A 26,443-nucleotide genomic window follows, 5' to 3' on the forward strand; every position below is an offset into this window, starting at 1 on the left:
CTTGTGTAACTACCACGACGGGGTTAATGAGGATGATCCGAATGCGCCACCACGCCGCGGGCGCCTGGCCCGTAAGGGCGGGACAATAGTCTGGCAGCCACCACACACCAGCCGTTAGGCTCACAAAGCCCAACGGCGACTTTCCGCACCCCCAAAACCACAACCAGAAGAACCATTGTCGCGGCGGCGGATTCTGTGTCCGCGCTATCTCCCTTGCCCGAGTAAGTCCATGGGTTCCACTCGAGCGGCGACGTGGAGCTTTTGAGGATCCGAGGCAGGGCGCAGCCACAGGTCCCAGGCCCCGGCGCCGTCGTCGCGACTGAGCAGCGCGGTGGTGGCGGGCACAGTCAGCGGAGCATAGAAGTCCGCCAGCACGCGGATCTCCTGCGGGATGCGGCCCTCTAGGGAGGCGAGCATGCGCGCGTGAGAGTACATACCGTGGGCGATAGGCCGCGGAAAGCCGAAGGCCTTAGCCCCCGCCCGCGAGACGTGAATGGGATTCTTGTCTCCGGAGACCTGCGCGTACTCGCGCACTTGCTCAAAGCTCCAGCGCAGAAGCGCCACAGGGATCTCCATCAAGGCTTCCTCGCGCGCTTTGGGCAAAAGGCGCTGAGCTTGCGGCCTGTCGCGCAGCTCGGCGGGGGCGGAATCGGCAAAGCTAGCACCCACACCTAGGAAGGTCGAGGTCTGACGCCAGGCTTCCGAGCCAGCGACGTCGATGCTTGTCACCATGTCTATCGCCAGGCCCTTGCGGTGCGGCCGCAGGTTGTCCGCGTGCACCCGAATGTCAAGGTTATCGCCGATGCGCAGCGCTCGATGCTGCTCGATGAGATTAGAGATATGCACCGTGCCGACGGCGCGGAAGGGGAAATCCTTTGCGCTCATCACCTGCATGACCAGGGGAAAAGAAAGAAGGTAAGGGTAGGTCGCCGGCACGGCATCGCGCAGGCGAAAGCCGATCAGGTGGCAGTAGCGAGCAACGCTTTCTGCGTCGAAGCAGACATCCTCCACCTGATAGCCAGTGGCGGGTGCAGATGAAACCGGGGGCTTTCCTCCTGGGCGGATAAGACCTGCCATCTGGCCCCGATAGAGCTTGCTGAGGGATGGAATGGCCGGAAGCGTCTGGAAATCCATCTCAGGCCCCCAAGATATTTTGTCCGCATACCCGCACGGTATTGCCGGTGACGGCAGCCGCGGAACGGGAGGCGAAGAAGGCGACGGTTTCAGCGACATCGACAGGCAGACCACCTTGTTGCAGTGAGTTGACACGCCGGCCGACCTCCCGCGGGAGGGTGGGCATGGCATCCGTCATGGCCGTTTCGATGAAACCCGGCGCGACGGCGTTGATGGTGGAATCGAGGTCCGCCAGCGGCGCGCACAGCGCGTCTACGAGGCCGATGATTCCTGCCTTGGTGGTGGCGTAGTTGGTCTGGCCCCGGTTGCCGGAGATCCCCGCCATGGAGGATACGCCGATGACGGCAGCACCTTCGGCCAAGGCACCGGCGTCAATGAGGCTCTCCGTGATGCGCACCGGCGCTAAGAGGTTGACCGCGAGCACCTGTTCCCACTGTTCCTCTTTCATGTTGGCCAGGAGCTTATCGCGGGTGATTCCGGCATTGTGCACGATGACATCCAGGTTGCGTGAATAGCGCTCGCGAGCATGCCGCGCCAGAGTCTGCGCTGCGGCAGGGTCCGTGACATCGAGGGCAAGGGCGGTTCCGCCTACCCTGTTCGCGGTGGCGCTGAGGTGCTCACTTGCTGCGGGCACGTCCACGCAGATGACCTGCGCGCCATCGCGGGCGAGGACCTCGGCAATGGTGGCCCCGATGCCGCGGGCCGCGCCGGTGACTACAGCTAGCCTTCCCGCAGCCGGGCGCGCCCAGTCGGTGGGGGATGTGGCGCCGTCCGTCGGGCGCGCGGACACGCGCACTACTTGGCCGTCGACGAAGGCGGACTTAGCCGAGAGGAAGAAGCGTACCGTGGCCTCGACCTCACCTACCGCGTCGGGGTCCACCCAGACGAGGTTCGCGGTCGCGCCCTTGCGCAGCTCTTTGGCCAGCGAGCGCACGAATCCTTCCAGGGCGCGGGCAGTGATCCGCGCCTGGGTATCGTGCAGCGACTCCGGAGTGGTGCCTACAACAACGATGCGGGCATTGGGCCGCAGGGAACGCATGTGGGGATGGAAGAAGTCATAGAGTTCGCGCAAGCGGTCTGGGGTGGTTAACGAGGTGGCATCGAAAAGCAGGGCAGCGCGGTCACCGGGGGCAAGGATGTCGTAGTCCCCGGCCAGCGCCCGCCCCAGGAAATCTGCGATGCGGCCCTCGCCGCCGAGCATCACCCCGCCGTCGAGTGCGGGCTCGCCCGCCTTCCAGCGCCGGAGTGGATAACCTTGGGGAACGCCCGCCTTTCCGGCGACGGGCGAGTTGATGATTTTCTCGATGATTGACGTCTTCGACATACTCTTCTCCCTTCGGAGGTAGGTTGCAGCTCATATCATTTAGGTGATAGAACTAACAATAACACGTTGAATGTGACGAACAATACTCGCTGGCTAACCAAGAACCGAGGAGTTTGTATGAATAACACCAGAACCAGCAGCGCCCGTGCAGGAAGCGCCAACCGCGTCGCCATTCTCGGCGGCAACCGAATCCCCTTCGCCCGCTCGAACCGCGAATACGCCCGCGCCTCCAACCAAGACCTCTTCACCGCAGCCCTCGACGGCCTCGTCGCCCGCTTCGGCCTGCAAGGCGAGGAACTCGGCCTCATGGCTGGCGGCGCCGTTATCAAGCATTCCCGCGACTTCAACCTCACCCGGGAGACCGTACTCGGCTCCGCCCTAGCCCCCACCACCCCGGCTCTAGACGTGCAGCAGGCCTGCGGCACCTCCCTGGCCGCCTCCGTCATCGTGGCCGATGCCATCTCCGCCGGGCGCATCTCGGGCGGCGTGGCCGGTGGTACTGACACGACATCCGACGCCCCCTTAGCCCTCAACGATGACCTGCGCCGCACGCTCTTAAGATTCGCTTCCGCCCGCAGCATGGGCAAGCGCCTGCGCCTGCTCGGCTCGCTGCGCCCGCAGCAGTTGGCGCCGGAACAGCCGCGCAACGCGGAGCCGCGTACAGGATTGTCCATGGGTGAGCACGCGGCCATCACCGCCCGGGAGATGCATATCTCGCGCGAGGCTCAAGACGAACTTGCCCTGGAATCACACCGCAAGCTCGCCGCCGCGTGGGACGCCGGCTTCTTCGACGATCTGACCACCGGCTACCTCGGAGTTAGGCGCGATACCACCTTGCGGGCGGATACGTCGATGGAGAAACTCAGTTCGCTCAAGCCCGTCTTTGGCAGGCAGGACGCCCAGGCCCACGGCACGGAGGCGACAATGACCGCCGGCAACTCCACCGCACTGACGGATGGGGCCTCCGTGGCGCTGCTCGGTAACGAGGACTTTGCCAGCCGCCACGGCCTAGAACCACTGGCCTACCTGGTTGATTCTGAGACCGCCGCCGTCGACTTCGTGCACGGGCCCGATGGACTCCTCATGGCCCCCACCTATGCCGTGCCGCGCCTGCTTCACCGCAACAATCTGCGCCTACAGGACTTCGACTTCTACGAGATCCACGAGGCCTTTGCCTCGCAGGTGCTGGCCACCCTGGCAGCCTGGGAAGACACCGAATACTGCCGCGAACGCCTCGGTCTCGACGCGGCCCTAGGCCCCATCGACCGCTCCAAGCTCAACGTCAAGGGTTCCTCCCTCGCCGCCGGCCACCCCTTCGCCGCCACCGGCACCCGCATCTTGGCCACCGCAGCAAAGAACCTCGCCGAGAACTGCGGCGGACGAACGCTCATCTCCATCTGCGCGGCAGGAGGGCAAGGAATCACCGCCATCCTCGAGCTTTAAACATCCAAACAATATATAAGGAGAAGATCATGGCTTTGACCACATCCCCTACCTCAAAGAACCCGGCCCCTACCAAGAAGGCCACCGCGCGGCCCGATTCCGGCGCCGGCCCGCCGGATGCCTCCACGCCCAAGGCCGAAGTAGGCAGTCCCCAACGCCTGCCCATCACCCCGGATCACTCCGTGGCGCGCGAGCTGCAGGCGCTTCTCGACGGTGGGTATGGCGACTACCGCAACTCCCTGCGCGGGTTCATGGCAGATCCGCAGCTCTACCCGCGCCCTGAGCTATCGACCGCGCAGCAGCGCCAACACACCTTCGACAACCTGTCCAAGGTCTGCGAGCAAGGCGGTTTCCAGCGCGGCATGCGCCGCGAGAACGGCGGCGAGGGGCAGCCCATCCTGGCCACCTTCACCCTCGAGTCCCTGGCCTGGGGCAACGGCTCCCTGGCCATCAAGGCCGGCGTCCAATGGGGGCTATGGGGCGGAGCACTAGATCAGCTCGGCACCGAACGCCACCGCGAGTGGGTGGAGAAGGCAGCCTCCCTGGAGCTGCCCGGCTGCTTCGCCATGACGGAGTGCGGCCACGGTTCAGACGTGCAAAACCTCGAGACCACCGCCACCTATGACCCGCAGACTCAAGAGTTCATCATCCACACCCCGCGGGATTCGGCCGTGAAGAACTACATCGGCAATGCCGCCGTTGATGGTCGCGCCGCAGTGGTCTTTGCCCAGCTCATTACCCCGGAGAGCGATGGCCGTTCCAACGGCGTCCACGCGCTTATCGTTCCCCTGCGTGACGCCGATGGATCGCTGCTGCCAGGGGTGAGCGCCGGGGATCACGGGCACAAGGGCGGCCTGCTCGGCGTCGATAATGGCACCCTGCGCTTTGACAAGGTGCGCGTTCCCCGCGTAAACCTGCTCAACCGCTTTGCCGACGTCGATGCGGATGGGCGCTATCACTCGCCCATCTCCAACCAGAATGCCCGCTTCTTCACCATGCTGGGGACGCTTATCCGCGGGCGCATCGGCGTGGCCGGCGCCGCGGGCGGGGCCACCCAGGCCGCTCTCGACATCGCGGTACGCTATGCCACTCGGCGCCGCCAGTTCGAGGGAGCAACAGGAGCCGAAAAGCGCCTCATTGAGCACCGCCAGCACCGCAGGCGCCTGCTCATTCCGCTCGCCCGCACCTATGCGCTGCACCTGCTCTACGTGCAGATTCTCGCACGCTACCAGGAAATCAACGACGAGCAGGAGGCCGGCAAGTGGTCGGTGGCAGAGCCCACCGAGGCACAGAAGTTTGCCTCCAGGGAGATGGAATCCCTCGCCGCGGCTATCAAGACCGCACAGACTGCGCACGCCACCTCTACGATTCAGGAATGCCGCGAGGCTTGTGGCGGGGCCGGGTACATATCAGAGAACCGCTTGACCACCTACCGCGCGGACTCGGATGTCTTTTCCACCTTCGAGGGCGATAACACCGTCCTCATTCAGATGGTGGGCAAGAACCTGCTCACCGCCTATGGCCGCGAGATGAATGAGCTCTCTCCCTGGGAGACGGTCAAGTATGCGGCAACCACCGCCAGCGATGTGGTCCGGCGCCGAGCCGGCTTCACCACCCGCCTGCAGCGCCTGCGCGATCTCGTTAGCGAAACGGAGGCGGCCTCGCTGTTTAACCCTTCCTACCAGGCCAAGCTTATCGACGACCGCGCACAATCGGTCCTCTTCGCCCTCGTGCGCCGCATCCAGCCGGCGCGGAAAGCAGACCGGGTACAAGCGGCCGCCATCGTGGACCAGTGCCAGGACCACCTCATCGCTGCCGGCTGGGCGCGCGTCGATGCACTGCTCATCCAGGCCATGGTGGAGGCGGAAGAAAAGCTCGAGGAAGGCTCACAAGCCCGGCAGGTCTTTGAGCAGCTGCGCCACCTCTTCGCCTTCGACACCATAGTCCAACACGCGGGCTGGTATCAGGAGCACCGGGAGCTGCCTTCCGGCAGGATCAAGGCCGCACGCGCCGCCATCAACGATCTGGTGGATTCCCTGGGCCCGTGGGCGGAGGTCCTGGTTGAGGGCTTCGGGCTGCCCGCCGAGGTCCATGACGTGCCCATGCTCAAGGGCGCAGGGGTAGACCCGCTGCTGCGCTAGTTCCCCGCGGAGACAACCACCATCCACACCGCCACGATATGCACCGCAGCAGCGGCGATCGTGGCGGTGTGGAAGTGCTCGTGATAGCCATACCAGCGGGCATTGCGACCGGGCCATTTGAAGCCATAGACCAAAGCGCCCAGGGAATAGACAATCCCGCCGGCGAAGAGCAGCCACACCACCGTGGGGCCAGCCGTGGCCCACAGCGTAGGAATAAGCGGGAGCACCAGCCATCCCAAGGAGAGGTACACCACCACATCCAGCCAGCGCGGGTGAGTTATCCAGACGAGGTTTAAGACCACGCCGAGAGTCGCACCCGCCCAGGCTATGCCCAGCATCCAGGCTGCTTGGCTCGGGGAAAGCGCGATGAGGCACAGCGGCGTGTAGGTCGCTGCGATAAAGACGGCGATGGTGGCGTGATCCGCGCGGCGCCACCACTGCACTGCGCGCGCGGTGGTCCACGGCCCTCGATGATAGAGAGCCGAAACCCCAAAGAGGGAGACGATGCCCACCCCGTAGACAGTGACGCCGAGGGCCGGGCCCCAAGACAGAGTCATCCAGGAATAGGTGATGAGCACCGTCGAGGCCACGACGGACAGCAGCGCCGCCACAAGGTGCGCCCAGCCGCGAATGAGCGGGCGTGGCCCACGGTCCGCGACCCAATACGTGCGTTTTACCAGCGGCTCCGTGGGCACACCCAAAGCGTGTGCCTGCTGGTTTGCCTTCTTCATGCCCTAACCTCAACCCCGGACTTTGCGTAGATTCACCACCGCGACCCACTCAAAGTCCTTCTCAGTACTTACTCCTCCGTAGTATAGGTTCACGCCCGTGCAGATGCCAGATCTAGTTTTGGAGCCAAAACTCCAGACCGAGAACTTCGAGCTGCACGTAGCGGTTTAGAGCGTCGCAGAATGCACCCGGCTACTGGCTCGCACGCAGCGGGAAGCACAATTGGGTCACCCAGGAAGTTGGGTCAGGGTTCTGAGCAGGTCCGACATGATAGATGTTGAACATCGGACCGGTTTCCACGTTCCTTTCCGCGATAAACTTACCGATTTCTTGAGTGACTGCCGGCACCTGGGAGTAGTCCCCGCGCAAAGTGGCTGAAACAATCTCGCATTCGGGCTGTTCACTGAATCCAAGCCCCTGCGGGGGTTCAAAACTTTCGGTTACCTCTACCCAAACCTCTATATCCACACCACTATCGCGATAGTCGGAGTCGTGGAAAGTTGCGCCGGAAAGGCCGCTGGCGGGAAGCACTGCATCACTGTGCCGCAGTAAATCCATAAGCTCATTCCACAGCTCGCCTTCCGCATCATAGGAGTCTATAACTCTCCGCACGGTGGCCAGTTTCAAGGAAGGCAGGGTCTCGATCTTCACTTCGCTCATCTCAGGGTGTCCTTTCAAATAAGCTCGCAACCGATCCAGGTTGGCGAGTTCTTGGTGTACTGCCGCGCTTTTAGCCGCCAGATCCGCATGGTGCCTGGCGAGCACAACGGCAGTATGGGCAGGATCATCGACAACAGGGAGGACCTGCGCGATTGAGCGCACGGAAAAACCAGCGGCCCTCAGCCTCATGACCAGGGCGGCTTCTTTCACTTGTTCAGCGCGGTAGAAGCGCCGCCCGCTGCTTTCATTGACATAATCCGGCTCAATGAGTCCGTGACCTTGGTAGTAACGCAGCATGCGCACGCTAATTCCTGCAAGCTGGGAAAAACAGGCCTATCGGCAGGAGTTCGTGGTGATGATCCATGTCCTTAAGTCAACTTCCTGACACTGTGTGAGAAGCAAATAGATGTGCCGACAATCACGTGAAGACGCCAACAGCCTTAGCATCCGGGGTTGAACCCCAGAGGCTAAGGCTGTGTGAGCTTAAAGGCGCTAGAGGCGCTTATTCGACGACGGAGTTTGCCCCCACCGCGTGGCCAAAGAGGCCTGGCAAGGTCGCGGCCCAGGCCTCATGCAGCTGTGCGAGCGGCAGGCTGGCATCGCCGAAGGTGAACTCACCGGAGTCATTGGTCTCGCCCACGACGGCGGCGGGAATGCCGAGCTCGCCGGCGCGCTGGAGAACGGAGTCCACGCGATCGGCGGTGGTGGCCACGAGGACGCGGGATGCCGACTCGGAGAAAGCGGCCACGAAAGGATCGGAGTGAATCTTCGACAGGTCGAGATTCAGGCCGGTACCCGCATGGTTGGCCATCTCGAAGGCAGCGACGGCGATGCCACCCTCGGAGACGTCATGCGCCGCGGTCAGCGAGGTGTTGCCGATGAAGAAATCAGCCAGTGCCTGCTCGTTGGCCAGATCCACCTGAGGCGGCAGGCCGTTGAGGCCGGCGCCGGAGATCTGCTGCCAGATGGAACCACCGAACTCGTCCTTGGTCTCACCCAAGGCCACGATGACCTCGGGCTCGGAGACGGTGCCGAGGCGGTGGCCAATGGCCTGGTGCACATCCTCGATGACGCCGAGCACGCCGACGACCGGGGTGGGCAGGATCGGCTCATCGCCGGTTTGGTTGTAGAAGGAAACGTTGCCGCCGGAGACGGGGATGCTCAGTTCCACAGCGCCGTCGGCAAGCCCGTGGACGGACTCGCGGAACTGCCACATGACATCGGGGTTCTCCGGGGAACCATAGTTGAGGCAGTTTGTGACGGCCACCGGACGCGCGCCGGTGACAACCACGTTGCGATAAGCCTCAGCCAGAGCCAGGCGGGCGCCCATGTTCGGATCCAGCTTGGTGTAGCGGCCCGAGGCATCCGCCGAGACAGCCACGCCGCGGCCAGTCTCCTCGTCGATGCGCAGGACGCCCGAATCGGCATGCTGAGCTTGGACGGTGTTGCCGCGGACGTAGCGATCATATTGGTCCGTGATGAAATCACGCGAACACAGCGCCGGGGAGGAAACGAGCTGGAGCAGAGCCTCTCCCAGGTCAGCGTTCTCGATGCCGCGGTAGACCTGGAGATCATCCTGCCAGTCGGGGCGGGCAAAGGGACGATCGTAGACGGGGCCCTCGTTGGCGATGGTGTGCGCGGGGGCGTCGACGACGACCTCGCCGTGGTGGCGAATGATGAGGTGCTTCCCGGTGGTGACCTCGCCGATTTCGGCGCAGGTGACGTCCCAGTGGGCGCAGATTTCCTTGAACTTCTCCACATTCTCCGGGGCCACGACCGCACACATGCGCTCCTGGGACTCGGAGGCGAGGATCTCCGCGGCGGTCATGTGCTCAGCGCGCAGGGGAACCTCGTCGAGGTTGACTTCCATTCCGCCGTCACCGGAGGCAGCCAGCTCGGAGGTGGCGCAGGCCAGGCCCGCGCCACCCAAGTCCTGGATGCCGACGACGACGCCGGCCTTGTAGAGGTCGAGGCAGCACTCGATGAGGACCTTCTCTGCGAAGGGGTCTCCCACCTGCACGGCAGGAAGCTTGCGCTCGGCGCCATCCTCGAAGGTGTCCGAGGCCAGCACGGAGACGCCGCCGATGCCATCGAGGCCGGTGCGCGAACCAAAGAGGATCACCTTGTTGCCGGTGCCGGAGGCAAAGGCCAGCTTGAGGTCCTCGACCTTGAGCGTGCCCACACACAGGGCGTTGACCAGCGGGTTTCCGGCATAGGACTCATCAAAGACGGTCTCGCCACCGATGTTGGGCAGGCCCAGGCAGTTGCCGTAGTGCGAGATACCGCTGACCACGCCGGGCAGGACGCGCTTGGTATCCGGGGCATCGGCGGGACCGAAGCGCAGCTGATCCATGACGGCGATGGGACGCGCGCCCATGGCCATGATGTCGCGGACGATGCCGCCGACGCCGGTAGCTGCGCCCTGGTGGGGCTCGACGTAGGAGGGGTGGTTGTGGGATTCCACGCGGAAGGTCACCGCATTGCCATCGCCGATATCGACGACGCCGGCGTTCTCACCGATGCCGGCGAGGATCTTGGAACCCATCTGCTCGGTCATGGTCTCGCCGAAGTAGCGCAGGTGAACCTTGGAGGACTTATAGGAACAGTGCTCGGACCACATGACCGAGTACATGGTCAGCTCCGCGTCAGTGGGGCGGCGGCCCAAGATATCGCGGATGCGCTGGTACTCGTCATCCTTGAGCCCGAGCTCGCGATAGGGCTGGGACTGGCCAGGGGTAGTTAAAGCCTGATCGACGGTGTCGTTGTGAACGGTCATTTTCGCTCTCCTTATAGCTTTCGCGGTGGCTTATGCGGCGGCGTTCGCGACGGCTTTGATGGCGGATACGAACAGGCCCAGGCCATCAAGGGAGGGCCCGGTGAGGGTGTCGATAGCGTGCTCAGGGTGCGGCATCAAGCCGACGACGCGCCCAGTCTCGTTGGTGATACCGGCGATGGCGTTGAGGGAGCCGTTGTAGTTATCGGTGTAACGGAAGACAACGCGGCCTTCTTCCTCCAGCGCGCGCAGGGTTTCGCTATCGGCCTGGAAGCGGCCCTCTCCGTGCTTGGAGGGGATGAGGATCTTCTGCCCCTGCTCAAACTCGGTGGTCCANNAGGATCTGAAAACCATTGCAAATGCCGAGCACGGGCATGCCACCGCGTGCCTTTTCAATGACGGATTGCATGACGGGCGCCAGCGCCGAGATAGCCCCGGAGCGAAGGTAGTCACCATAAGAAAAGCCGCCGGGGACGACCACGGCATCGACGCCATGGAGGTCGGCGTCGGCGTGCCAGAGGCTTATGGCCTCGGCCCCGGCGGTGCGCACGGCACGGGAGGCATCGACATCATCGAGCGTGCCGGGGAAAGTAATAACTCCGATCTTGGCGGTCACTTACTGGACCTCCAGACCGACGACCTCGTAATCCTCGATGACGGTATTGGCCAGCAAGGTGGCTGCTACCTTCTCTAGGTCTGCGGCGGAGACGGCGGAATCATCGATCTCCAGCTCGAAGCGCTTTCCTTGGCGGACATCACTTATCCCGCTGACTCCGATGCGACCGAGGGCGCGAACGACGGCTTGTCCCTGCGGATCCAGGATTTCAGCCTTGGGCATGACATTGACAACAACACGAGCCATGAAATTTTGCCTTTACTGTGTGGGGCTTGGTCTGCGAAGCATAGTTTAACCCGCTGGACCCGCTGGTTCCTACCCGCCCGAGCGGTTGAGATCACCCCCATATGTTTCCGTTTCCACCCGCCTGGGCCACGCTCCCATACCCACGGCGCCAAACCCGGCGCCAAACCCACGGCCAAAGAGGTGAACTCCGCTTGAACTCCACAGGCCTATAAATGAACTCTCAGCTGCCTAAACATGAAGTCGCAGGTGCATGGTTGCCCCCGCCACACATGCGTTTAGCACGTGCAATATAAACGGAAATGCCCATCGCTTTTCTCTCTCTACACGAAGGTTCTTCCATGTATTCTCGCGCATTCGGCGCCCGCGCCATCGCGTCCTTGGTCGCCTCGACCACCCTTGTGGCCACCATCGCGGCCACCGTTGCTGTACCAGCCCACGCCGCCCCCGACGGCTCCGCCGTTGTCATCTCCGAGGTCTATGGCGGCGGTGGCAACGGTGGCGCCCCCTATATCCACGACTTCATCGAGCTTTTCAACCCCACCGCTCAAGAGATCTCTCTCGAGGGCTACTCCGTGGCCTACCTCGCCGCTAACGGCAACACCGGCGGCACCGCCCCGCTGTCCGGCAGCATTCCCGCAGGCGGCCACTACCTCATCCAGGCCAAAGCGGGCACCAACTCTGGCCTCGCCCTATCCTCCCCCGATGCAACGACCGAGCTGGCCATGGGTGCCAAGCAAGGCTCCGTCCGCTTAAGCAAGGGCGCGGAAGTCATCGACACCGTGGGTTACGGCGGCGCCAGCGTCTTCGAGGGTTCTCCCGCACCCGCTGCCAGCAATAAATTCTCCGTCGCGCGTGATGCTGCTGGCACCGACACGGACGATAACTCCGCCGACTTCAGCACTGGCGCCCCCACCCCGCAGTCCAGCGGTGTTGGAAACACAGAACCCACCGAGCCCGGTGAGCCTACCGATCCGACTAACCCCACGGATCCCGAGAACCCCGCAGAGCCTGGCACCATCACCGAGATCTCCGCCATCCAGGGAAGCGGCGCGCACTCCCCGCTCCAGGATCAGACGGTGACCACCACCGGCGTTGTCACCGGCGTATGGTCCGAGGGCGGCCGCAATGGCTTTAGCATGCAGACCGGCGGCACCGGGGACTCCGTGCCCGAGGCCTCCCCCGCAATTTTTGTATACATGGGCAGCTCGCCCACCGCCGCGTATCCGACTATCGGGGACTCCGTCGAGGTCACAGGAAAGGTCTCCGAGTACTTCGATTCCACCCAGATTACCGCCAGCTCTGCCGACCATCTCGAGGAGGCACTGCCGCCTGTCACCGCCTTGTCCCTCCCGGAGCTCCCCGCCGGCGACGAGGCCCGCGAGCCTCTCGAGCACATGCTCATCAAACCCGGCGCGCACACCGTGACCAATAACTACGAGCTCAACAAGTTCGGCACCGTGGGGCTCGCCCCCGGCACGCAGGCCCTGCGCCAGCCTTCCGACGTCCACTTGCCTTCCACCGATCCCAACTCCCCACTGCAGCAGCTGGCGGCGGAGAACGCAGCCCGCCTCATTACGTTGGATGACGGCCGCACCCGCAACTACCTCGACGGCGATCAGAACACCGCGCTGCCGTATATCACCCAGGACGGCGGGAGCACCATCACGTCCCTGCGCACCACGGACGTTGTCCACTTCCAGCACCCGGTTATCTTGGACTACTCGCACGAGGCCTGGCGCTTCCAGCCCACCGCCCCGCTCACGGGTGCTAATAGCGCCGCCGATCTCCCCATCTCCTGGGAGGACTCCCGCGCCGACGAGCTAAACGCGCTGGATGTGGAAGGTGACTACACCGTCGCCGCCTTCAACGTCCTCAACTACTTCACCACCTTGGGCAAGGATGTGGGCGCGACTCCCTTCACCGACAAAGACGGCAATCCGGTCACCGTCAAGAGCGGCAAGACCCGCGGCGCCTACACCGAATCCGCCTTCAACGACCAGCAGACCAAAATCGTGGCCGCCATCAACGGCCTCGACGCCGACGTCGTGGCGCTGTCGGAGATCGAGGATGGATACGCGGTTACGGGGGACATCGCCAAGCGCGACCAGGCCGTGGCCCACCTGACCGCGGAGCTCAATAAAAACGGCGGGAACTGGGACTATGTCCGCTCGCCCGAGGAGGTTCCCGCGAACCCCGACGTCATCCGCACCGCCTTCATTTACAAGTTAGACCGCGTGAAGCCGGTGGGGCCATCCCGCATCTTCGACGACACGCGCTTTAGCGGCACCGCCCGCGAGCCTCTTGCCCAGGAATTCGCCGCCACCGATGACAAGGTCACCGAGACTTTCGTCGCCGTAGCCAACCACTTTAAGTCCAAGGGTTCGGTAGCAAATGGCGACGCCGACCATGGCGACGGCCAGGGCAACAACGCCAACCTCCGCAACGCGCAGGCCCAGGCCGTGCTGGATCACCTATACAAGCAGGAGGATTGGAAGGACAAGGCCATCTTCGTCATGGGGGACCTCAACACCTACTCCCGCGAGGATGCCCTCTCACTATTCCGCAGCAACGGCTACACCGTGCCCGCGGAGAAATACGATGCCGATGCTTCCTATCAATTCGATGGGCTGCTGGGTTCCCTCGACCATGTCCTGGCCAACGACACCGCCAGCGCCAAGCTGCGCGACGCCCAGGTGTGGAACATCAACGCCGATGAGCCCCTGGCCTTCGAGTACTCGCGCCGCAATTACAACGCCGTGGACCTCCTCGACGCCTCCCCCTTCCGCTCCTCCGACCATGACCCGGTCAAGGTGGGATTCAACCTGGAGGGATCTTCCGCGGTCAACCCGCCGGAAGATAATGACGAGGACATCTCGCTGAGCTCCGGCTCTAGCGCCACCTCCGCACCGCTCGTGGCCGCACTGGTGGCCGCGCTCGTAGCCATCCCCGGCATTGCCGTCATCCTGGGCAGCCTGCGCGCAACCTTGCCACCCGCGCTTGTCGAAGCCCTGCCCAAGCCCCTGCGCGCTTTCCTGGGACTCTAGGCACTTCTCTCCCCCTCCGTGCCACCGTGGGTGAGGGAGGGCGCGCCTAGCCGTGGTTGAGATACACGCCGTAGTCAGCCGGGACCGCCCCGGCGCTAGCGGCGCGCTCGACGGCCTTGCAGAAATCATGCGCCACTTTCTTATCGTCCAGGTTGCGCCCGGAGACCGAAAGGCGCACGGTATTGCCCCGCGCTGCTGAGCGCTCCGCCGCGTGAATGATGTTGCGGCGCCACCATTTGGCAGCGCCGAAGCCCTCACCGAAGGAGAGGTTGCGCGCCTGGTGGAGCGTATCCGTGGCCAGCTCGTGGATGCCGCGAGTAGAAGCCGCGAGGTCAAAGTCGAACTCCGGGAGGACCTCCAGCGTGCCCGGGGACATGCGCCAGCGCGGCGGGGCAAAGATGCGCGGGTTGAAACCGATCTGCGCCATCTGGCGGGTGGCGCCGCGCAAACGCAGGCGCGCCTCGTGTGAATCGAGATTGGCAAACTCTGCCCGGCGCCCCTGGACCGCACGGTCAAAGCCGTTGAGTATGAGAACGCGCCCGGCTGCCTCCTCGTCTTTGAGCCAGTCCCGGGTGGAGGCATCTTTGGCCAGATGCCAGTGTCCGTCGATGTGCGGTGCGATAAGCAAAGACACCGGAATGCCTTCCCCATCGAGCGAGCGCAAAAGGTTAGCCGCCGGCCCCCTTGTATCTGCAAAAATGCTGGAAATTGAAACCAGAAGTTGGCCATGCATAGTCTGCAGTATCCCACAGCAGCCCGGCCCGCGCGCGGCGAGCGAGGGATCCGGGCCCCACTAAGAGCCCGCTCTAATCCCTAGCGTTCGAGCGAGGTTGCCTTGTTGATGGTCCAGGCATATTCGAAGGCGCCCTGACGCCACTTGTCATAGCGCCCAGATACTCCGCCGTGGCCGGCGACCATCTCGGTCTTGAGCAGGAACTCTCCCCCGGTGGCGGTGGCGCGCAGCTTGGCTATCCACTTGGCCGGCTCCACGTAGAGCACGCGGGTGTCATTCAAGGAGGTTATCGCCAGGATGTCCGGGTAGTCCTTGGCCTCCACGTTCTCATAGGGCGAATAGGACTCCATGTAGTCATAGACCTGCGAATCGTGATAAGGATCGCCCCATTCCTCCCACTCGGTAACCGTCAGCGGCAGCTCCGGCATGAGGATAGAGGTCAGCGGGTCCACGAAGGGCACCACCGCCTGGATGGCACGGAAACGGTCCGGTGCCATATTGGCCACCGCGCCCATGAGCATGCCACCAGCAGAACCGCCCTCGGCCACCATGTGCTCAGGCGTGCTCACCCCGGAGGCAATGAGCTCATCGGCCACGGCGATGAAGTCGGTGAAGGTGTTCTTCTTTTGCAGGAGTTTGCCCTCGTCGTACCACTTGCGGCCCATCTCCCCACCGCCACGCACGTGCGCCACCGCGTAGATCATCCCGCGGTCCATGAGGGACAGACGCGTCACGGAAAAGCCGGGGTCCATGCTGCTTTCATAGGAGCCGTAGCCGTAGAGCAGCAGCGGCTGGGGGCGCGTGCGGTCAAGGTCGGCGCGGTGTACTACGGAGATGGGGATCTCGGTACCGTCTGCTGCAGTGGCCCACAGGCGGTAGGCCACGTACTCCTCCTTGTCATAGCCGCCGGGCACCTCCTGCTCCTTGAGCAGCGTGTAGGCGCCAGTATCTACGCGGTAGTCAAAGAGCTGCGCGGGCTGAATATAGGAGACATAGCTAACTCGCAGCACCGGCGCATCCCATTCCGGGTTGCCGCCCACGGCCACGCTGTAGAGTTCCTCGTTGAAGGTCAGCTCACTGAACTCGCCAAATCCCGCATCACCCAAACGCATCACGGCCGCGCGCCCGATTCCATCGCGGCGATAGCTGGCCACGATCTGGTCGCGGTAGGTATCCACGCCCTCCACGCGCACGTTATCGCGATGTGGCAGGAGCACCTCCAGCTGTGTCAGTGGAGCCTGCTTGTCGACGCCCGTATACCCCACCTCGAAGTTCGGCCCCGTGGCGTTGTGGGTGACAACCCAATAGTCCCTGCCGGCTACCACCGCATGGTCGACGTCATATTCAACACCGGTTTTTCGCTCCCACAGGCTGCGGAACTCGCCCTCGGGGTTGTCTTGTTCCAGCACCCACATCTCCGAGGTGATCTTGGAACCGACGCCAATGAAGAGGTACTTATCGCTGCGCGAGCCCCCGATACTGACGTTGAAGTGCTGATCCTCCTCACGGAATACAGCGACATCCGCGGACTGCGGGGTTCCTACCTTGTGGCGCCACACGGTATCGGGGCGCCACGCATCATCGACGGTGGAATAGAAGATGAAGGAATCCCCCACCCAGGTTGCTCCGTAGAAGATGCCCTCGAGGCGATCCTCGAGCAGCTGGCCAGTCTCCAGGTCCCGGATGGAAAGGCTAAAGCGCTCATCGCCAGCATAGTCCACGGAATAGGCCAGGTAGCGGCCTGAATCAGAGACCGATGCCGCACCGATGGAGAAGAACTCGTGGCCCTCCGCCAGCGCATTGGCATCGAGGATGATCTGTTCGCCGGCGGGAGAGCCCTCCTCCGGGATGGTGGGAGCTGCCCAGGGATCAGAGCCCTCCGCCACGGGGATACGACAGGAATAGCCGTAGTTCTTGCCCTCCTCGGAGCGCCCGTAATACCAATAGCCACCGCGGCGGGTGGGCACGGACATGTCCGTCTCCTTCACGCGCGATTTGATCTCCTGGAAGATGTTCTCAGTCATCTGCTCTAGGTGAGCAGTCTTCGCGGCTGTGTAGTCATTCTCGGCGTTGAGGTAGGCCAGCGTCTCGGGTGACTTCTTATCACGCAGCCACTCATAGTTATCCACAAAGGTCCGGCCATGAAACTGGCGGGTGGTGGGGTGCTTAGGCGCTACTGGGGGTTGGGTAGTCATGACGACACATTCTACGCGTGCCCTTCTCCCCTGCAGCGCCGAGGTAAAACGCGCCGGCTAGCCCAGGAAGTCAGCGAAGGACTTTCCGGAAATCCGCTGGTAGGCCTCGATATAGCGCAGGCGGGTGGCGGCAACAACGTCTTCCGGCAGGTGCGGGGGCGTGCTATCGGATTCCTTGTCCCAGCCGGAGGCAGGCGAGGTAAGCCAATCGCGGACGTATTGCTTATCAAAGGAGGGCTGCACCTCTCCCTCAACGTAGGAATCAGCCGGCCAGTAGCGCGAGGAATCCGGAGTCAGCACCTCATCGGCGAGGATGAGGGTGCCGCCCGCATCGAGACCGAACTCGAACTTGGTATCGGCCAAGATGATGCCCTTGTCCTCCGCCAGCTTCGCGGCGGTGGCGTAGATGCGCAGGGTGGCCGCGCGCAGCTCCTCCGCGCGCTCGCTTCCCAGCTTGGCCGCAACGACCTCGAAGGAGACGTTCTCATCGTGCTCGCCCTGCTCGGCCTTGGTGGCCGGGCTGAAGATCGGCTCAGGCAGGCGCGATGCCTCTTTCAGGCCCGCTGGCAGCTCCACTCCACACACTGTGCCGCTGGCCTGGTACTCCTTGAGCCCCGAGCCGGTGAGGTAGCCGCGGGCGACGCACTCGAAGGGCAGCATCTCCAGCTTGTGCACGACCATCGCGCGGCCCAGCACCTCGGCGGGGATACGCTCATCATCGAGCGGGCCTGCCAGGTGGTTGGGAAAGTCGATGGCGTCAAAGAAGTAGGCTGACATAGCCGTAAGGACCCTCCCCTTGTCCGGGATGGCGGGTTCAAGGGAGTGGTCATAGGCGGAAATACGGTCCGAGACCACCATCAACAAGGTGTCAGCGTCCACCTCGTAGATGTCTCGGACTTTTCCGGCGGCGAGTAATTTATAGGATGAAAGCAACGGGCGCATGGTGCTTATCCTATCCCAGCGCTGGGGCTTAGAGGATCTCGCCCGGGGTATAAGCGGCGGCCTTCGGGTGCTCCGCTGCCAGGATGCGAATGCGGTTGAGCACCTGGTTTACCTGGGACTCGGCTGCGCCGATGAAGGCGTGCTTATCAGCAAGCGCATCTTTGAGATCCTGCGCGGACAGCGGCAGGCGCTCATCTTTAGCGAGGCGCTCGATGAGGTCTTGCCCGCCGCCGTTCTCGCGCATGTTCAGCGCCACGGCCACCGCATTTTCCTTGATGACTTCGTGCGCGGTCTCGCGCCCAACACCTGCGCGGATGGCGGCCATGAGGATGCGGGTGGTGGCCAAGAAAGGCAGGTAGCGTTCGAGTTCGCGGTCAATCATGGCGGGGAAGGCACCGAACTCTTCCAGGACGGTGAGGAAAGTTTCAAACTGTCCGTCGAGGGCGAAGAAGGCATCCGGCAGCGCCACGCGGCGAACCACGGAGCAGAATACGTCACCCTCATTCCACTGCTGGCCGGCGAGATCGGCGATCATGGTGAGGTAGCCGCGCAGGATGACCTGGAGGCCGCCGACGCGCTCGCAAGAGCGCGCATTCATCTTGTGCGGCATGGCAGAGGAGCCAACCTGGCCCTCTTTGAAGCCCTCCGTGACGGTCTCATTGCCGGCCATCAAGCGGATGGTGGTGGCCAGGGAGGAAGGAGCCGTTCCCAGCTGCACGAGCGCGGAGACTGCGTCGAAGTCGAGGGAGCGCGGGTAAATCTGCCCCACCGAGTTGAAGATGCGGTGGAAGCCCAAGTGATCGGCGATGGCGGTTTCCAAGGAAGCCAGCTTGTCCTCAGATCCGCCCATGAGATCCAGCATGTCCTGGGAAGTGCCCATGGGGCCCTTGATGCCGCGCAGCGGGTAGCGCCCCAGCAGGTCTTCGACCCGCTCGATGGCAAGCAGCATCTCATCGCCGGCGCTAGCGAAGCGCTTGCCCAGGGTGGTGGCCTGCGCAGCCACGTTGTGGGAGCGTCCAGCCATGACGAGAGTTTGGTAGTTCGCGGCGTGCCTGCCAATGTGGCTGACCACCGCAATGGCCTTGTCCCGCAGCAGGCGCAGGGAGCTGTGGATCTGCAACTGCTCCACGTTCTCCGTAAGATCGCGCGAAGTCATGCCCTTGTGAATGTGCTCGTAACCAGCCAGCGCATTGAACTCCTCAATGCGGGCCTTAACATCGTGCCGGGTCACGCGCTCGCGGGCGGCGATGGAATCTAGATCGACCTGATCCACCACGGCTTCGTATGCCTTGATGGCCGCCGCGGGAATGTCGACGCCGAGGTCACGCTGTGCGCACATGACCGCGATCCACAGTTGGCGCTCGAGAATGATTTTATGCTCCGGGCTCCAGATATTGGAGAGCTCGGCGGAAGCATAACGAGAGGACAGGACGTTGGAAATCTTCTTCTTTTCAGCCACGACGGCTATTATTCCACGTCCTCGCCCCACGGTAGGTATTAACGGCTAAGCCGCTTATTCGCTAGCGGGCCTCCGGCACGCTAATGCGCCCTTCCTGCGCCGCAAGGCCGATATCGTGGCGGTAGAATCCACCCTCCATGGTGATACCGTCAAGCACCTTATAGGCGGCCGCGCGGGCCTCTTCCAGCGTGGCCCCCTTGCCCAGCGCGTTGAGCACGCGGCCACCGGCAGAGAGCACCTGTCCATCGGCGATGGTGGTCCCGGCGTGCAGGATTCGCTCGGGATCATCGAGCCCCTCACCGGTGATGGCATCCCCCTTGCGCGGGGACTGCGGGTAGCCCGCCGCGGCGAGCACCACGGTCACCGCATAGCCTTGCTCCCAGCGCAGCGGCGGCAGCTGTGCCAGCGCTCCCGTGGAGGTGGCATAAAGTGCCTGTGCCAACGGGGACTTAAGGAGGCTGAGCACCGCCTGGGTTTCTGGATCACCGAAGCGGCAATTGAACTCGACGACGGCGATGCCCTCCTTGCCCCAGGCCAGGCCAGCATAAAGCAGCCCGGTATAGGGCTGCCCGCGCTTGACCATCTCAGCGGCGACGGGCGTGCACACCTCATCGACGATGCGTTGCACGCCGCCCTCCGGCAGCCACGGCAGCGGCGTATAGGCGCCCATGCCGCCGGTATTGGGGCCTTCATCGTTGTCGTAGGCCCGCTTGTGGTCCTGGGCTGGTAGCAGAGGTACCACGGTCTCGCCGTCCACGAGGCAAAATAGCGATACCTCAGGACCATCAAGGAAAGACTCCAGCAGCACCGGATTCCCGGCAATAAGTACCTCGTCCACGTGGGCGCGAGCCGCGATGCGATCGCGCGTGACGACGACGCCCTTGCCACCCGCCAGGCCATCATCCTTGACCACGTAGTGCGGGCCGAAGTTATCCAGGCACTCTTCGATGTCAGCCTCGCTGCATCCAGGCACGAGCTGCTCGGCACGCGCGGTGCGCACACCGGCTGCGGCCATGACGTCCTTGGCAAAGGCCTTGGAACCCTCCAGCTGCGCGGCAGCCTTGGTGGGGCCGAATACGGCGATGCCGTGCGCGCGCAACACGTCCGTCACGCCGGCGACCAGGGGGACCTCCGGGCCAACGACGACGAGTTCGGCGTCAATCTTCTGCGCCAGTTCGAGCATCTGCGCAGGATCCTCCACGCGGGAGTATTCAGGGTGAACCTGCGCGAGAGAGGCGAAGGCCGGCGAGCCCGGCGCAACGTGCAATTCAGTGGTCGAAGGGTCAGCTTTTAGGCCTTTGAGCAGGGCGTGTTCACGGCCGCCCGAGCCAATAACGAGAATGCGCATGCCCACTATCTTAACTGGCGGTAGCCTAAGGAACATGGCTTCTGTATTTACCAAGATTATTAACGGCGAATTGCCCGGCCGTTTTGTCTACCGCGACGATACCTGCGTGGCATTCTTATCCATTGAACCCGTGCGCTACGGGCATACCTTGCTCGTACCCATAGCTGAGGTGGATAAGTGGACCGACCTGGATCCAACAACGTGGGCGCACCTCAACAAGGTGGCACTGGAAATCGGCGTTGCTTTGAAGGATGCCTTTAGCACCCCGCGCACCGGTTACATGATCGCCGGCTTCGATGTCCCCCACACCCACATCCACCTCTTCCCCGCCGAGTCCATGACGGAGTATGACCTCTCCAAGGCTTTCGCTGCGGACTCCACGGATCCAGCCGCCATGGACGAGGCCGCTGCGCGCATTCGCCAGCACCTCGGCACCGATGAGGACGGCTTCCGCGAGGCCTAATCGGATTCGGATTCCAGCGCAGGCAGCCGCACCGTGAAGGTAGAGCCCTCCCCCGGCTTTGAGGTGACGGAAATACTTCCGCCGTGCTGCTCCACCAGGGACTTGACAATGGCCAGTCCCAGCCCAGATCCGCCGGTATCGCGGGTCCGCGAGCTATCGGCGCGATAGAAGCGCTCGAAGATGTGGGCGGCGTCTTGGGCGCTCATGCCCTTGCCGTCATCGCGGACATCGATAAGCACATCGCCGCCCTCCTTGCGCAGCCGCAAGGTGACCTTGGCCTGCGGACCACCATGGCGCAAGCCGTTGGTGATGAGGTTAAGCAGAATCTGATGCAGCCGGTCCGGATCCCCTTCGACCACGGGAATGGATTGGGTGTCATTGACCACGGTAATCTCGCGATTAGGAAAGGCCGCGCGGGCAGAAGACCCAGCGGAGAGCGAGAGCTCCAGCATATCCACCCGGCGCTTATCCAGGCGCGAGCCCTCCGCACGAGTCAGCGCCAGAAGGTCCTCCACCAGCAGAGACATCCGTTTGGACTCGGAATCAATCTTGGAAAAGACCATGTCCACATCCGAGGTTGCCCCCGAACGATAGAGCTCGGTGTAGCCGTGCAGGCTGGTCAGCGGGGTGCGCAGCTCATGGGAGGCATCCCCGACGAAGCGGCGCATCTGCTCCTCTTTGTCTTGGGCGCTGATGACTGATTGCTGCAGCTGCCCGAGCATGACGTTGAGCGCGGCCGAGAGCTGGCCCACCTCGGTGTGCAGCGGCCACTCAGGAACGCGCTTATCTAGGTCGCCCGCGGCGATGTCAGAGGCGGTCTTCTCTACTACCCGCAAGGGCCGAAGCGCCCTGCGTATGAACCAGTAGCCCGCTGCTGCGATGACGGCCAAGACCAAAGCCACAATGAGCACTTGGACTACGGCCAAGCCCTTCAAAATGGCGTTCTCCGTGGTCAGGTCTTTGGCCACGACGGTGATGACCCCGTTTTCCTCGGTGGCCACCGCGCGCCACTGGCGGTCATTTTCCAAGGAGCCGACGGTGGTGGGGCCAGCTCCGATGTAGAGGTTGCTGGCATCAGGCGTCGAGGTCGAAGGGCCCGTGTAGTGCAGACTGCCATCAGGGGTATAAAACATCACCATGTATTCGGTGGGCGGGCGCTTGGAATAGTCCCCTTGGAAGGAGTCACTGCTGACCTCCCGTGCCCAGGTCTGGGTGGCATCTTGCAGTTCATCATCCACGCGCGAATACAACACGTCCCGCATGATGGAGGATACGGCCAGGGAGGACACGGCCAAACCCAGTCCGGAGACAACCACCAGCAGCACCACGAGCCAGGTGCGCAAGGGCATGGCCTTGGGCTTGGGCCGCTGCATGCGCCGCTTCCACGCTTCCGCGCCACCGCTGTCAGTGCCACCGTTGTCAGTGAGCGCGGCGGGGTTAGGTTCGGTCCTGTAGGTCATTAAATAAACACTCTGACGTCTATCTCATACAAGCAATCTCAAAAAGGCGATCTTTAACAAACGCCCTAGGAGCGCGGGGTGCGCAGCACGTAGCCCACGCCACGGACGGTGTGGATGAGCGGAGTATCGCCGGTGTCGATCTTTCGGCGCAGGTAGGAGATGTAGGATTCCACCACATTGCCGTCGCCGCCGAAGTCATAGTGCCAGACGTTATCGAGGATCTTCGATTTGGACAGCACCACCTCTTTGTTCTGCATGAGGTAGCGCAAGAGGTTGAACTCGGTGGGCGAAAGATCGATGATCTCTCCGGCCTTAGTCACCTCGTGGGTGTCATCATTGAGCGTGAGGTCGGCATAGGAAATGGTGGCATCGGCCTGATCCTCATCGGTCACGGCGCCGCGGCGCAGAATCACGCGCAGGCGGGTGATGACCTCCTCGAGACTAAAGGGCTTGGTCACGTAATCATCCGCACCGATGGTGAGTCCATGAATACGCTGGTCCACGCTATCCTTCGCCGTGAGATAAAGCACGGGGCCATCGAGGCCTTCCGCGCGCAGCTTGCCCAAAAGCTCGAAGCCGTCCATTCCCGGCATCATCACGTCCATGATGTAGGCATCCGGGTTGACCTCGCGGGCCACCCGCATGGCCTCGTTGCCGGAATTGGCGCTAAAGACCTCGAATCCCTGGAAACGCAGGGAAACGGTCAGTAGCTCCACGATATTGGGCTCGTCATCAACGACGAGTACCTTCACACCTTTGTTGTCTTCCATGTTTCGTGCTCCTTACTCACTCGGTACTCCGCAGTACTTCTCAGTACCTTTTTAAGTCACTTAATTCCTAAACTCGCCCTCGCACCACCTGCAGTATCAGCGGCGCGATTCTTGGCCATCAAGATCGCATCATTCCACCTAGGTTTCCTAGTCCACTGTAGGCTCTCTGAGCGTTTGCTGTGAGAAACTCACCCCAGGCCCACGCACAAAGGCTGCGTACTCCCCCCGCAACGCTTAGGATTTCGGCCTATGACCTCTCCGACTCTCCCCACCGCCCCCATCCCCCGGGCCGATAAACGCACCGACAAGCTCACGGTTGTCTCCTGGGCCATGTGGGACTGGGGTTCCGCCGCCTTCAACGCGGTCCTTGTCACCTTCATCTTCGCCGTCTACCTCACCGATTCGGTGGGCACGCAGATCGATTCTGGTTATACCCCGGCGCAGTGGCTGTCGTGGTCGATGACCATTGCTGGCCTGGTAATCTTTGCCGTCACCCCGGTCATGGGGCAGCGCTCAGATAGGCTCGGCACCCGCCGCCGTGCGCTGGCCACGTGGACTTTCATCACCTTCCTGGCCATGGCCACCCTCTTCTTCGTGCGCAATGACGCCCCCGTGTACTTCTGGGTGGGCCTTGCCCTGCTGGCTTTTGCCTCAGTCACCATCCAATTCGCCGAGGTCAACTACTTCGCACAGATCAATCAGGTCGCCGATGAGGACAAGGTGGGGCGCATCTCCGGATTCGGCTGGTCCGCCGGTTACTTCGGAGGCATCGTGTTATTGCTTGTGTGCTACCTCGGTTTCGTCTCCGGCCAGGGCGGCGCGCTAGGGCTGTCCACCGAGGGCGGTTTCAATATCCGGGTCGTTGCCCTGCTGGCCGCGCTGTGGTTCGGCCTCTCAGCCATCCCGGTGCTGGTGCGCGTTCCGGAAATCACTCCCTCGGGGGAGAAAACTGGCGGGGTTATCGAATCCTATCGCCAGCTGTGGTCTTCGCTGCGTGAGCTGTGGAGCCAGGACCGCAACGCCTTCTACTTCCTCTTCGCCTCCGCCATCTTCCGCGACGGGCTTTCCGCTGTCTTTGGTTTCGGCGCGGTACTAGGCGTGTCCGTCTATGGCTTGAACGCTGGCGATGTCCTCATCTTTGGGGTGGTGGCCAACGTCGCCGCCGCGTTAGGTGCGGTGGTAGGCGGGCTTGTCGACGACCTCGTGGGACCCAAGGCCATCATCCTCACCTGCCTGGGCATCCTCACGGCTATGGCCGGGGTGCTCTACGTGGGTTCGGGGCCGACGGTGTTTTGGATCTGTGGCCTCGTGCTCTGCCTCTTCGTGGGACCTGCGCAGGCCTCCGCCCGCGCCTTCCTGGCGCGAGTGGCACCACCGGGGCGGGAGGGCCAAATGTTTGGCCTCTACGCCACCACCGGGCGGGCCGTGAGCTGGCTGACGCCGCTGCTCTTCGGCATCTTTGTCTCGCTGCTCGGCCAGGGCGACCGCGGCGGGGTACTCGCCATCGGCGCGGTGCTCCTCATCGGAGCTCTCATTCTCATTCCCATCCGCGAACCAAAGCGGAGCTAGTCACTTTTCTCGAAAATCGTTCAAATAGAGCCATTCCGAGTGATATTGTGTGCACATGATCCTGCTTAGCTTCACCGTCCGTAACCATAAAAGCATCCGCGATGAGGTTACGGTCGATCTCCTTCGTCCTTCTCTAAAAACCCTCCGGCCCAAGGACGGAGACTGGAACTCTGTGAGTTACCCCTTAGCCGGAATCTTCGGGGGAAATGCGACTGGAAAGTCTGCCATTTTAGACGCCATTTACTATGCATTTAGCGCGATCAAGCACTCCGCCACCATGTGGCAGGCTGCAAAGTCGATGACTCGCGCCCCCTTTAAGCTGGATGGAATCTCCCAAACTGGGACGAGCCTCTACGAACTAGATCTCGTCCACGAAGGCCGCCGCTACGTGTACGGCTTCGAAGTTGATGCGGAAGGGATAGTACAAGAGTGGCTGAATGACGTCCCCACTTCGCGTTGGCGAAAGATACTGGTTCGCAATCGCAAGGACAACCTCCTCCGGACCCACCCAAGCTTCCGCAGCACTCTAGAGGTAACCCCTCGAGAACTGGTCCTAAGCCGCGCGCTCCTGTTGAAGAACTCACCGCTACATAGCTTCGCACGCGATCTCGTTGGGAGCTTCGACATTGTCCTAGTCAAAGATTCTCACCGCGCGAAGCGCTTGGCTAACATCGCCGATTCTTTGGCCGATGGGGACACTACTTTTGGTGACCTCGAGGCATTACTACAGGTAGCGGACATAGGCGTGATGAGCGTCAGCTTGGAGGAAACCAACATCCCGGAAAGAATTCGGCGTGCGGTTCAGCGCTTTCACCAGGACCTGCGCACGGGTGACAACACCGGCACAGATATCGAAAACCTACATGAGACGAACGGCCCGTCGGAACTGGCGGATGACGAACTCGAGCAGGTCGTACGGCGCTTCCTTTTCACGCACCGCGGCACCGCCGAAGACTGCCCGCCCTTCTCAATTGAAGAGGAGAGCGATGGAACAATCGCGTGGCTGGCTATAGCGGTTCCCGCGCTGGAAGCTCTGCGACAGGGAGGACTACTGCTCGTCGACGAGATTGATGCGAGTCTTCACCCACACTTGCTTGAGGTGCTCCTCAGCGCCTTCGCGGATCCGGTGGTTAATTCCCGTCATGCACAGCTCGTCTTCACCAGCCACGAGTCCTTTATCCTCTCCCCACTAAGTGATGTTCACCTTGAGCCTGAGCAAATATGGTTCAGCGATAAGACTTATGAGGGCGCAACCGAACTGACTTGCCTGGCTGATTTCCCTAGGCATCCTGACGCCAACGTGGCAAAGCGCTACCTCACCGGACGATACGGCGGCACGCCGAGGCTTTCCCCGAGCCTCTTCGCTGCACTCATTGACTCAGGAGAAGGTTAAG

19 protein-coding genes and 3 pseudogenes are annotated in these 26,443 nt (G+C 62.7%); 7 read left to right on the plus strand and 15 right to left on the minus strand.

The genetic code is table 11. The annotated features are described in order from the left end of the window. Positions 1-118 (plus strand): annotated as a pseudogene (locus tag B2696_RS08475) (HNH endonuclease); the annotation flags it as partial. Between the two features lie 86 nt (positions 119-204). Here B2696_RS08475 and B2696_RS08480 read toward each other — a convergent pair. Together B2696_RS08480 and B2696_RS08485 are read right to left on the minus strand one after the other, a co-directional pair. Then, the gene (locus tag B2696_RS08480) at positions 205-1,134 is read right to left on the minus strand and encodes a MaoC family dehydratase (protein WP_286954991.1); all 930 of its coding nucleotides are present in this window, start codon (positions 1,132-1,134) and stop codon (positions 205-207) included. 1 nt (position 1,135) lies between these two features. Then, positions 1,136-2,458 (minus strand): 3-oxoacyl-ACP reductase, encoded by a 1,323-nt coding sequence (locus B2696_RS08485; RefSeq protein ID WP_075730511.1) that lies wholly within the window; start codon positions 2,456-2,458, stop codon positions 1,136-1,138. A gap of 117 nt (positions 2,459-2,575) precedes the next feature. Here B2696_RS08485 and B2696_RS08490 point away from each other — a divergent pair, with 117 nt between their 5' ends. Beyond that, positions 2,576-3,901 (plus strand): acetyl-CoA C-acetyltransferase, encoded by a 1,326-nt coding sequence (locus B2696_RS08490; RefSeq protein WP_286954992.1) that lies wholly within the window; start codon positions 2,576-2,578, stop codon positions 3,899-3,901. A gap of 29 nt (positions 3,902-3,930) precedes the next feature. After that, on the plus strand, positions 3,931-6,042 hold the full coding sequence (locus tag B2696_RS08495) for an acyl-CoA dehydrogenase family protein (protein WP_286954993.1): 2,112 nt from the start codon (positions 3,931-3,933) through the stop codon (positions 6,040-6,042). On the opposite strand, the gene trhA is transcribed toward B2696_RS08495, so the two are convergent. The 6 genes and pseudogenes from trhA to purS form a co-directional block, all read right to left on the minus strand. Beyond that, positions 6,039-6,773 carry a PAQR family membrane homeostasis protein TrhA gene (gene trhA, locus B2696_RS08500; protein WP_075730514.1) on the minus strand — a complete coding sequence of 245 codons (735 nt, stop codon included), beginning with the start codon at positions 6,771-6,773 and terminating at the stop codon, positions 6,039-6,041. The two genes, B2696_RS08495 and trhA, sit on opposite strands and share 4 nt — an antisense overlap. A gap of 190 nt (positions 6,774-6,963) precedes the next feature. Then, the gene (locus tag B2696_RS11590; RefSeq protein WP_301526160.1) at positions 6,964-7,431 is read right to left on the minus strand and encodes a GyrI-like domain-containing protein; all 468 of its coding nucleotides are present in this window, start codon (positions 7,429-7,431) and stop codon (positions 6,964-6,966) included. Between the two features lie 24 nt (positions 7,432-7,455). Next, a pseudogene (locus B2696_RS11595) lies at positions 7,456-7,743 on the minus strand (MerR family transcriptional regulator); the annotation flags it as partial. A gap of 190 nt (positions 7,744-7,933) precedes the next feature. Further along, positions 7,934-10,207, minus strand: coding sequence for a phosphoribosylformylglycinamidine synthase subunit PurL (purL, locus tag B2696_RS08510; protein WP_286954995.1), 2,274 nt, complete (start codon positions 10,205-10,207; stop codon positions 7,934-7,936). Between the two features lie 30 nt (positions 10,208-10,237). Next, positions 10,238-10,820 (minus strand): annotated as a pseudogene (locus tag B2696_RS08515) (phosphoribosylformylglycinamidine synthase subunit PurQ). Then, complete coding sequence (gene purS / locus B2696_RS08520) at positions 10,821-11,066, minus strand: phosphoribosylformylglycinamidine synthase subunit PurS (RefSeq protein WP_075730518.1); 246 nt, start codon at positions 11,064-11,066, stop codon at positions 10,821-10,823. 338 nt (positions 11,067-11,404) lie between these two features. Between purS and B2696_RS08525 the strand changes: the two genes are divergently transcribed. Continuing rightward, on the plus strand, positions 11,405-14,110 hold the full coding sequence (locus B2696_RS08525) for an ExeM/NucH family extracellular endonuclease (RefSeq protein WP_286954996.1): 2,706 nt from the start codon (positions 11,405-11,407) through the stop codon (positions 14,108-14,110). Between the two features lie 46 nt (positions 14,111-14,156). On the opposite strand, the gene B2696_RS08530 is transcribed toward B2696_RS08525, so the two are convergent. The 5 genes from B2696_RS08530 to purD all read right to left on the minus strand — a co-directional run bounded on the left by B2696_RS08530 (position 14,157) and on the right by purD (position 20,787). Further along, positions 14,157-14,843, minus strand: a complete 687-nt coding sequence (locus B2696_RS08530; RefSeq protein WP_276621764.1) for a DUF2334 domain-containing protein — start codon at positions 14,841-14,843, stop codon at positions 14,157-14,159. A gap of 80 nt (positions 14,844-14,923) precedes the next feature. Beyond that, positions 14,924-17,038: a S9 family peptidase gene (locus B2696_RS08535; RefSeq protein WP_075730521.1), complete on the minus strand. Its 2,115-nt coding sequence runs from the start codon at positions 17,036-17,038 to the stop codon at positions 14,924-14,926. 57 nt (positions 17,039-17,095) lie between these two features. Next, a complete protein-coding gene (locus B2696_RS08540; protein WP_075730522.1) occupies positions 17,096-17,980 on the minus strand; it encodes a phosphoribosylaminoimidazolesuccinocarboxamide synthase in 885 nt (294 codons plus the stop codon). 28 nt (positions 17,981-18,008) lie between these two features. Further along, positions 18,009-19,448: an adenylosuccinate lyase gene (purB, locus tag B2696_RS08545; protein WP_174775532.1), complete on the minus strand. Its 1,440-nt coding sequence runs from the start codon at positions 19,446-19,448 to the stop codon at positions 18,009-18,011. Between the two features lie 52 nt (positions 19,449-19,500). Continuing rightward, positions 19,501-20,787 carry a phosphoribosylamine--glycine ligase gene (gene purD, locus B2696_RS08550; RefSeq protein ID WP_286954997.1) on the minus strand — a complete coding sequence of 429 codons (1,287 nt, stop codon included), beginning with the start codon at positions 20,785-20,787 and terminating at the stop codon, positions 19,501-19,503. A gap of 34 nt (positions 20,788-20,821) precedes the next feature. On the opposite strand from purD, the gene B2696_RS08555 reads away from it, so the two are divergent. Then, on the plus strand, positions 20,822-21,250 hold the full coding sequence (locus B2696_RS08555; protein ID WP_276621769.1) for an HIT family protein: 429 nt from the start codon (positions 20,822-20,824) through the stop codon (positions 21,248-21,250). Here B2696_RS08555 and B2696_RS08560 read toward each other — a convergent pair. Further along, on the minus strand, positions 21,247-22,710 hold the full coding sequence (locus B2696_RS08560; protein WP_376778876.1) for a sensor histidine kinase: 1,464 nt from the start codon (positions 22,708-22,710) through the stop codon (positions 21,247-21,249). The genes B2696_RS08555 and B2696_RS08560 overlap by 4 nt on opposite strands. A gap of 65 nt (positions 22,711-22,775) precedes the next feature. After that, on the minus strand, positions 22,776-23,480 hold the full coding sequence (locus tag B2696_RS08565) for a response regulator transcription factor (RefSeq protein ID WP_075730527.1): 705 nt from the start codon (positions 23,478-23,480) through the stop codon (positions 22,776-22,778). A gap of 249 nt (positions 23,481-23,729) precedes the next feature. Here B2696_RS08565 and B2696_RS08570 point away from each other — a divergent pair, with 249 nt between their 5' ends. Continuing rightward, positions 23,730-25,049, plus strand: coding sequence for an MFS transporter (locus B2696_RS08570; RefSeq protein WP_286954998.1), 1,320 nt, complete (start codon positions 23,730-23,732; stop codon positions 25,047-25,049). A 55-nt stretch (positions 25,050-25,104) separates the two neighbouring features. Next, positions 25,105-26,442, plus strand: coding sequence for an AAA family ATPase (locus B2696_RS08575; RefSeq protein WP_286954999.1), 1,338 nt, complete (start codon positions 25,105-25,107; stop codon positions 26,440-26,442). The last annotated feature ends 1 nt before the right edge of the window (position 26,443 follow it).

Origin of the sequence: Corynebacterium sp. UBA4397, from assembly GCF_002390965.1 — a bacterium.
Lineage (GTDB): Bacteria > Actinomycetota > Actinomycetes > Mycobacteriales > Mycobacteriaceae > Corynebacterium > Corynebacterium flavescens.